The following is a 6,919-nucleotide window of genomic DNA, read 5'->3' on the forward strand; positions in this document are numbered from 1 at the left end:
GGGTAGCCGGGCAGACCGCGTCCCAGCAGGCCGAGACCGCGCCGCGCGGTGAGGAGGCGTTCGCGGGCGGCCCGTTCGCGCGCCTCGGTGGAACCGAGCGCCCGCAGCGAGACCGCGCCGAGGCCGGGGAGGTCGCGCAGGTCCCGCGTGGGCGCCGCGAGCACGGCGGCGGCACTGCCGAGGGCGCGCAGCAGCGTCTCGGTGCGCAGCGGTCCGAGGCCGGGCGTGAAGCGCAGGGTGAGCAGGGCCTGGAGTTCGTCGTCGGGCGCGGCGGGCGTCATGCGGTGATGCTAGGGGCGCGCGCCCTCGTCCTCCCGGGGTTGTCCAGACAGCCCGGGGAGGCCAGGTCGCCAGTCGAACACCGCGACGTCCCGGAAACCCAGCGCGTTCGCGCGCCGCACCTGCTCGCCCAGCGGCGCGAAGCCCGGTCCGACCTGCACGCCCGGCCAGACGCGCGCGTCGCCGCGGAAGTTGAGCATCAGCAGGTCGAAGGCCCACGGGACGTTCGCGGGGACGTACGCCATCGGCATCGCGACGTCGAGGCCCTTCCAGCGACGCCAGTCCTGCAGGTCGTCGTTGAGGTAGAACACGGCGGCGCTCACCATCCCGCGCCCGCCCGACGCGCGGTACGCCCCGATGAGCCGATCGGCGAGGTTCGTCACGGCGTCCCGGCGCAGGTCGCGCCACACCTGCCAGTTCGTGGTGGGAAGACCGTCGTCGCCGAACTGACGGAGCGCGCCGATGGACTGTCCGGTCCGTTCCTCGTAGGTCCGCACGAGCGTGGGGTGGTAGCCGTACTGCCCCTCGCGGGGGTAGCGCAGGTAGTCGAGGTGCAGGCCCACGTCCGGGTAGGCGCGCGTCACCTCCCGCACGAGGCGTTCCAGGACGTCCCCGACGCCGGGCTCGGCGGGGTCGACCATGCCGAGGCCGCCACGCTGCAGGCTCGTACGGCCCTCGTCGTCGCGGGTGGCCCAGTCGTCGCGCCACAGGGGCGAGACGGGAATCCCGAAGCGGTCCTGCGGACGCCAGTAGAGCGTCTCGAACCAGACGTTGACGCGCAGGCCCTCGCGGGCGGCGACGTCGGTGGTCACCTTCAGGGCGTCGTAGGTCGTCTTCATGGCCGTGACCTCGCTCGGCCAGACCGTGCGTCCGTGGTAGAACCCCTCGAGCAGCACGTCCGTGAAGCCCGCCTGACGGGCCGCGACGAGCGTGCGGGTGAGCTCCTCGGGCGTGGCGGGCGGACGCAGCCAGAAGGCCGCGCGGGCGCCCGCGCCGGACGCGAGGAGCAGGGCGAGCGTCGTGAGGACGGTGCGGTGCATGCCTCGACGCTACCCGCGCCTCGTGAGAGCTCCCGGGCCTTCCGGTGACGCGTCCGCACGGTCCGGGCTATACTTCCCCTGCCCTGCCGGGATGGCGAAACTGGTAGACGCAGCGGACTTAAAATCTGCCACCGAAAGGTTTGCGGGTTCGATTCCCGTTCCCGGCACCAGCGACGACCCCTGAGGGGTCGTTTCGCTTTCTTTGACGTGGCGTTGAGGTTGACGCGCGCCCCACAGTCGTGCGTACGGACGACTCCTACGGTGGACGTGCATCACAATTCACCCTCTGGAGGGGCACATGCGCACAGTGGTATTCGCGATCGTCGGAGCACTCGGACTCGCCGCCTGCAACGCCAACCAGCCGCCCGTCGTCGGGGCGCAACGCGTCGTCGCGATGGGAAAGCAGCCCGCCGCGGGCACGCTCAACCCCACGGGGAACGCGACCATCGTGGACCTCGCCAACGGCGACCGCGCGACCCGCATCAACCTGAGCGGCCTGGCGCCGAACACGAGCTACGTCGCGCACTACCACAAGCAGGGCGACATGACCAAGCCGCCCTGCGAGTCCGGCGGGGCGCTGATTCCGACGTCCACGATGATCGGCAAGTCGGACGCGAGCGGCGTGCTGGTGATGCGCGGCAACGTGGCGCGCGACGACGTCGCCGACGCGACGTACCTCAACGTCCACACGGCCGCCGCCGACATGTCCACCATGCCTGCCGACGCGGGCGTCTCCTGCGGCAACCTGAAGTGAGCTGACGGACGGGAAGGGGCGCCCCTGTCGGAGGCGCCTCTTCCCGTCACGCGGCTCAGACCAGCCCGAGTTCCCGCGCGCGGTTGAGCAGGCCGATGCGGTCCTGCGCGCCGACCTTCAGAAAGAGCCGCCCCAGGTGGTCCTTGACGGTGTCGGGGCTGAGCCCGAGCTCCCGGGCGATCTCCTTGTTGCTGTAGCCGCGCGTGAGCAGCGACAGGACGTCACGTTCGCGCGGCGTGAGGTTGGGGACCTCGGCGGGCGGCATCCAGTCGCGCCAGGGCGCCTGCACGATGCCGCGCAGGGTCCGCGCGAGGTCGGCGGGGTCGGTCTCCTTGCTGAGGTAGCCGCGTGCTCCGGCGGCGCGGGCGGCGGCGACGACGGCGGGCTCCCGGAAGGTGCTGATCAGCACGACGGTGGGGTGGGGCCGCTCGGCGGTGAGGCGGGCGCACACGTCGATGCCGCTCAGTCCGGGCATCTTCACGTCGAGCAGGGCGACGTCGGGGCGGTACCGGGCGCAGGCGACGAGGGCCTCCTCGCCGCTGGCGGCCTCGGCGACCACGTCGAAGCCCTGCGCGGCGAGGGCGTAACGCAGCCCCATCCGGAAGAGCGGATGATCGTCGGCGATGAGGACGCTGAGTCGGACGGGGGCGGTATCACCACCGTGCCGCTCGGTCGCGGGAGAACTGTTCAAGCGGGCTCCTTCACGAGGGTGGTCCGGGTGACCGGGGTGGCGGCGGAGGGAGGGCGGAGTTCGACGGTGAAGACGCTGCGGTCGGACAGGCGAGCGTACCGGAGGTGCCCGCCGTGCGCCTCGGCGATGCGGCGCACGATGAAGAGGCCGAGCCCGGCGGTCCCGGCGGTGAAGCGGTGCCCGGCGATCTCGACGGGTTGGGCGTTGAAGGGCCGGGCGAGCCGATCGAGGCTGTCGGGAAGGCCGGGTCCGTCGTCCTCGACGTGGACGAGACCGTCGGTGACGTGAACGTGGACGGACGTGCGGGCGTAGCGCAGGGCGTTGTCGACGAGGTTGCTCAGGGCGCGGTCGAGCTGGGTGGGGTCGGCGTCGGCGCGTCCGGCGCCGCTCAGGGACAGGTCGAGTCGGCGGGCCTGGGCGCGCGGCAGGGTGCGTTCCACGATGAGCCGGGCGACGTCGTGCAGGTCGGTCGGGACGAGGTGGACCGGGGCGCCCTCGCGTTCGAAGCGGTGAGCGTCGGCCATGTGCTGCACGAGTTCGAGCAGACGGCGGTTCTCCGCGAGGAGGCGCGCGGCGATGTCGTCGCGCGCCTCCTCCGCGACGGTGGGATCGCGCAGGACCCGCACGAGGTGTCCCGTGGCGATCAGGGGCGTCTTGAGGTCGTGGACGAGGGTGGCCATGAAGGCGTTGCGTCGGTCGCGTTCCTCGGTGAGGCGGTCGAGGAGGCCGGTGAAGGCGCCGCGCAGACTGCGGACCTCGTTGGGGTCGTCGGGGTGCGGGTCGAGGGGACCGCCCTGCGTGACCTCGGCGGTGAGACGCGTGAGGGGGCGCAGCATGGCCAGCGACAGCACGTACCCCACGATGCCGGAGGCGAGCGCGACGAGCAGCAACCAGCCGATGACGAGGGCGTGGTTGCTGATGCCCGCCGAGCGTGTGAGGAACATCACCACGACGACGTTGGGCAGGAAGGAGAGCAGACCGATCACCAGCGCGAACTGTGTACGTACGCTGCCCGGACGGAGTTGGGTCCGGGCGGGGTTGGTGAGGTGCCGGGGCTCGAAGGGCATGACCGTCCCCAGTGTATGAGTTTCGGGTATGGCTTTTCTTGAGGGATTCGTACGTGACTCATTCGACGTTCCGTTCCCCGACCACCGATTTCTCGTCCCGGCGCACGAATTTCACGTGTGTAGCGGCCTGCACCAAGCGGCCGCGGCGCTGAACGAGCCGTCTAGACAGCGTTGAGATTTTTCGTGGGCGGTGTCCGGACTTCACCGCTTACGCTCCTCAGGAACGGCGAACGGCCGCTCGACAAGGAGGAACGTATGCGTCACGTCACTGGAAAGACCCTGCTGATCGCCCTCACCGTCGGTGCCCTCTCCGTCGCGTCCGCACAGGACACGACCGCCCCCGCGACCACCGCACCCGCTGAGCAGACGGCGCCCGTCACCACCGACGTCGCGCCCACCCCGGCCGCCGAGGCCGTCGAGATCGTTCCCTTCGCGGAGCAGTTCTTCACGAACCGCGCCGCGGTGTACGTGCGGCACGACGCCGCCATCACCGAGCCCGTCGACGTGTACCTGGGCGGGCAGCTCGTGTTCCGGAACGTGTTCCAGGGGAACGTGTCCACCTTCCCCGCCGCCGTGCCCCTCGGCACCTACGAGGTCGTCGTGGTCCGCGCCGGACGCCCCCTGCCCGCGGCCTCCGTGACCGCCGACACCGCCGCCACGGCCACCGCGCCCACCGACACGACCGCCACCGCCCCGGCGAACGATACGACCGCCGGGGCGGGCGCGACCGACACCATCGCCACCGCCCCGGCCACCGACACCGCCGCCGCGAGCGGCGCGGTCGACACGGCGGCTCAGGCGACCGTGACCGTCCCGCAGGCCAGCGTGCAGGACGCCGAGGCGGACGTGGTCCTGCGCGGCGAGATCACCGTGAGCAGCGCGTCGGTCTTCACGCTCGCGCTCGGCGGGGACAGCGCCGACGGCTTCAGCGCCGAACTCGACTCCGGCAATACCAGCCTCGACGCGAACGACTGACCGCCGCCAGCGAAAAGAAGGGCGGCCCGGACGTGTCCGGGCCGCCCCACGCGCGTGGCGCGCTCAGCCTTCCTCGGTGGAGAGCACCGCCAGGAACGCCTCCTGCGGCACCTCGACCGTGCCGATGTTCTTCATGCGGGCCTTGCCCTTCTTCTGCTTGTCCAGCAGCTTCTTCTTGCGGCTGATGTCGCCGCCGTAGCACTTCGCGAGGACGTCCTTGCGGTACGCCTTCACGGTGGCGCGCGCGATGATCTTGCCGCCGATGGTCGCCTGGATCGGCACGGGGAACATCTGACGCGGAATGACCTCCGCCATCTTGTCGACGATCTTGCGCCCCAGCGAGTAGGCCTTGTCACGGTGCACGATCACGGCGAGGGCGTCCACGACCTCGGCCTGCACGAGGATGTCCACCTTCACGAGGTCACCCTCGCGGTAGCCGATCTGCTCGTAGTCCATGCTGGCGTACCCGCGCGAGATGCTCTTGAGGCGGTCGTGGAAGTCGTAGAGGATCTCCGCGAACGGCACCTCGTAGAGGAGTTCCACGCGCTTGCCGACGTAGTTCATGGTGATCATGCTGCCGCGCCGCTCCACGAGCAGCTGCATGACCGGCCCGACGTACTCCTCGGGCAGCATCACGCTGAGCTTGATGTACGGCTCCTCCATCAGCTCGATGCGGTCACGGGTGGGGAACTCCGCCGGGTTCTGCGTCTCGAAGACCGTGCCGTTCGTGAGGGTGAGGCGGTACACCACGGCGGGCGCCGTCGCGATGAGGTCGAGGTCGTACTCGCGCTCCAGGCGCTCCTGGATGATCTCGGCGTGCAGCAGGCCCAGGAAGCCGCAGCGGAAGCCGAAGCCCAGCGCCTCCGACGTCTCGGGTTCGAAGACGAACGCGGCGTCGTTGAGCTTGAGCTTCTCGAGCGCCTCGCGCAGACGGCGGTAGTCCTCGGTGCTGGTGGGGTACAGGCCGGAGAACACCACGGGCTGGGCGGGCTTGAAGCCCGGGAAGGGCTCGGTGGTGGGCTGGTCCTTGGCGGTGATGGTGTCGCCGACCTGCGCGTCGTGGATGTCCTTGATGCTCGCGGCGATCCAGCCGACCGCGCCCGCGCGCAGCTCCTGCCCCACCACGAGGCCCGGGCTGAAGGTGCCGACCTTGTCCACGTCGAAGGACTTCCCGTTCGAGAAGAGCGTGATGGCGTCCTTCGCGCGGACGGTACCCTCCAGCACGCGCACGAACAGGATCACGCCCTGGTACGCGTCGTAGAAGGAGTCGAAGATGAGCGCCTTGAGGGGCGCGTCGGGATCTCCGGGCGGTTCGGGAATGCGCTCCACGATCGCCTCGAGGATGTCGTCGACGCCGACGCCGGTCTTGCCGGACGCGAAGATCGCCTGATCGGCGGGAATGCCGATGACCTCCTCCAGTTCGCGCGCGGCGCCCTCGGGGTCGGCGGCGGGCAGGTCGATCTTGTTGACGACGGGGACGATCTCGAGGTTGTTGTCGATCGCGAGGTAGGCGTTCACGATCGTCTGCGCCTCGACGCCCTGGCTGGCGTCCACGAGCAGCAGCACGCCCTCGCAGGCGGCGAGGCTGCGCGACACCTCGTAGTTGAAGTCCACGTGGCCGGGCGTGTCGATGAGGTTGAGGGTGTAGGTCTCGCCGTTCGGGCGGGTGTAGGTGAGCCTGACGGGCGTCGACTTGATGGTGATGCCGCGTTCGCGTTCCAGTTCCAGCGTGTCGAGCGTCTGGTCGCGCTTGTCACGCTCCCCCATCGCGCCGAGCCGTTCGAGGATGCGGTCGGCCAGCGTGCTCTTGCCGTGGTCGACGTGCGCGATGATGGAAAAGTTCCTCGTATGCACCAGAAGAGTCTACAGTGTCCACGCCCGTCGGACCGTTCCCGGCACCCCACGCGGATGAAGGGCAGTTCAGCATGCCCGCGGGTGGGGATGAAGTACCATGCCGTCAGACCTCACCGAGCTCATCCGAAGCGGTCACGCGCGGTGTGCCCCCCGGCGAGGTGACGGTCCCGAGGTTCCCCGTGAGTCAACCCGTCCCTCCCCGCCACCCCGACCGCCGCCCCCGCGCCACGCTGCCGGACGGCTGGACGGACCTGCGGCG

The 6,919-nt window shown here is 70.3% G+C and carries 6 protein-coding genes, 1 tRNA gene and 1 pseudogene; 3 read left to right on the top strand and 5 right to left on the bottom strand.

What is annotated here, in order from left to right:
• Together DEIPI_RS39815 and DEIPI_RS30995 are read right to left on the bottom strand one after the other, a co-directional pair.
• A pseudogene (locus DEIPI_RS39815) lies at positions 1-281 on the bottom strand (DNA-processing protein DprA); the annotation flags it as partial.
• Positions 282-290: 9 nt separating this feature from the next.
• A complete protein-coding gene (locus DEIPI_RS30995) occupies positions 291-1,319 on the bottom strand; it encodes a family 10 glycosylhydrolase (RefSeq protein WP_045234286.1) in 1,029 nt (342 codons plus the stop codon).
• Positions 1,320-1,404: 85 nt separating this feature from the next.
• Between DEIPI_RS30995 and DEIPI_RS0113280 the strand changes: the two genes are divergently transcribed.
• A tRNA-Leu gene (locus DEIPI_RS0113280) sits at positions 1,405-1,489 on the top strand.
• Positions 1,490-1,617: 128 nt separating this feature from the next.
• Entirely contained in the window at positions 1,618-2,073 is a 456-nt protein-coding gene (locus DEIPI_RS0113285) for a hypothetical protein (protein WP_027482083.1), read from the top strand.
• Positions 2,074-2,128: 55 nt separating this feature from the next.
• Here the strand turns inward: DEIPI_RS0113285 and DEIPI_RS0113290 are convergent, their stop codons facing one another.
• Positions 2,129-2,764, bottom strand: a complete 636-nt coding sequence (locus tag DEIPI_RS0113290) for a response regulator transcription factor (protein WP_281173211.1) — start codon at positions 2,762-2,764, stop codon at positions 2,129-2,131.
• Positions 2,761-3,831: a sensor histidine kinase gene (locus DEIPI_RS31000; protein WP_045234287.1), complete on the bottom strand. Its 1,071-nt coding sequence runs from the start codon at positions 3,829-3,831 to the stop codon at positions 2,761-2,763. The genes DEIPI_RS0113290 and DEIPI_RS31000 overlap by 4 nt, the downstream gene beginning before the upstream one ends.
• Positions 3,832-4,086: 255 nt before the next feature.
• On the opposite strand from DEIPI_RS31000, the gene DEIPI_RS37805 reads away from it, so the two are divergent.
• Positions 4,087-4,806 (top strand): hypothetical protein, encoded by a 720-nt coding sequence (locus DEIPI_RS37805; protein ID WP_027482085.1) that lies wholly within the window; start codon positions 4,087-4,089, stop codon positions 4,804-4,806.
• A gap of 63 nt (positions 4,807-4,869) precedes the next feature.
• Here the strand turns inward: DEIPI_RS37805 and lepA are convergent, their stop codons facing one another.
• The gene (gene lepA, locus DEIPI_RS0113305; protein ID WP_027482086.1) at positions 4,870-6,660 is read right to left on the bottom strand and encodes a translation elongation factor 4; all 1,791 of its coding nucleotides are present in this window, start codon (positions 6,658-6,660) and stop codon (positions 4,870-4,872) included.
• Between the last annotated feature and the right edge of the window lie 259 nt (positions 6,661-6,919).

Source organism: Deinococcus pimensis DSM 21231, from assembly GCF_000519345.1.
GTDB lineage: Bacteria > Deinococcota > Deinococci > Deinococcales > Deinococcaceae > Deinococcus_A > Deinococcus_A pimensis.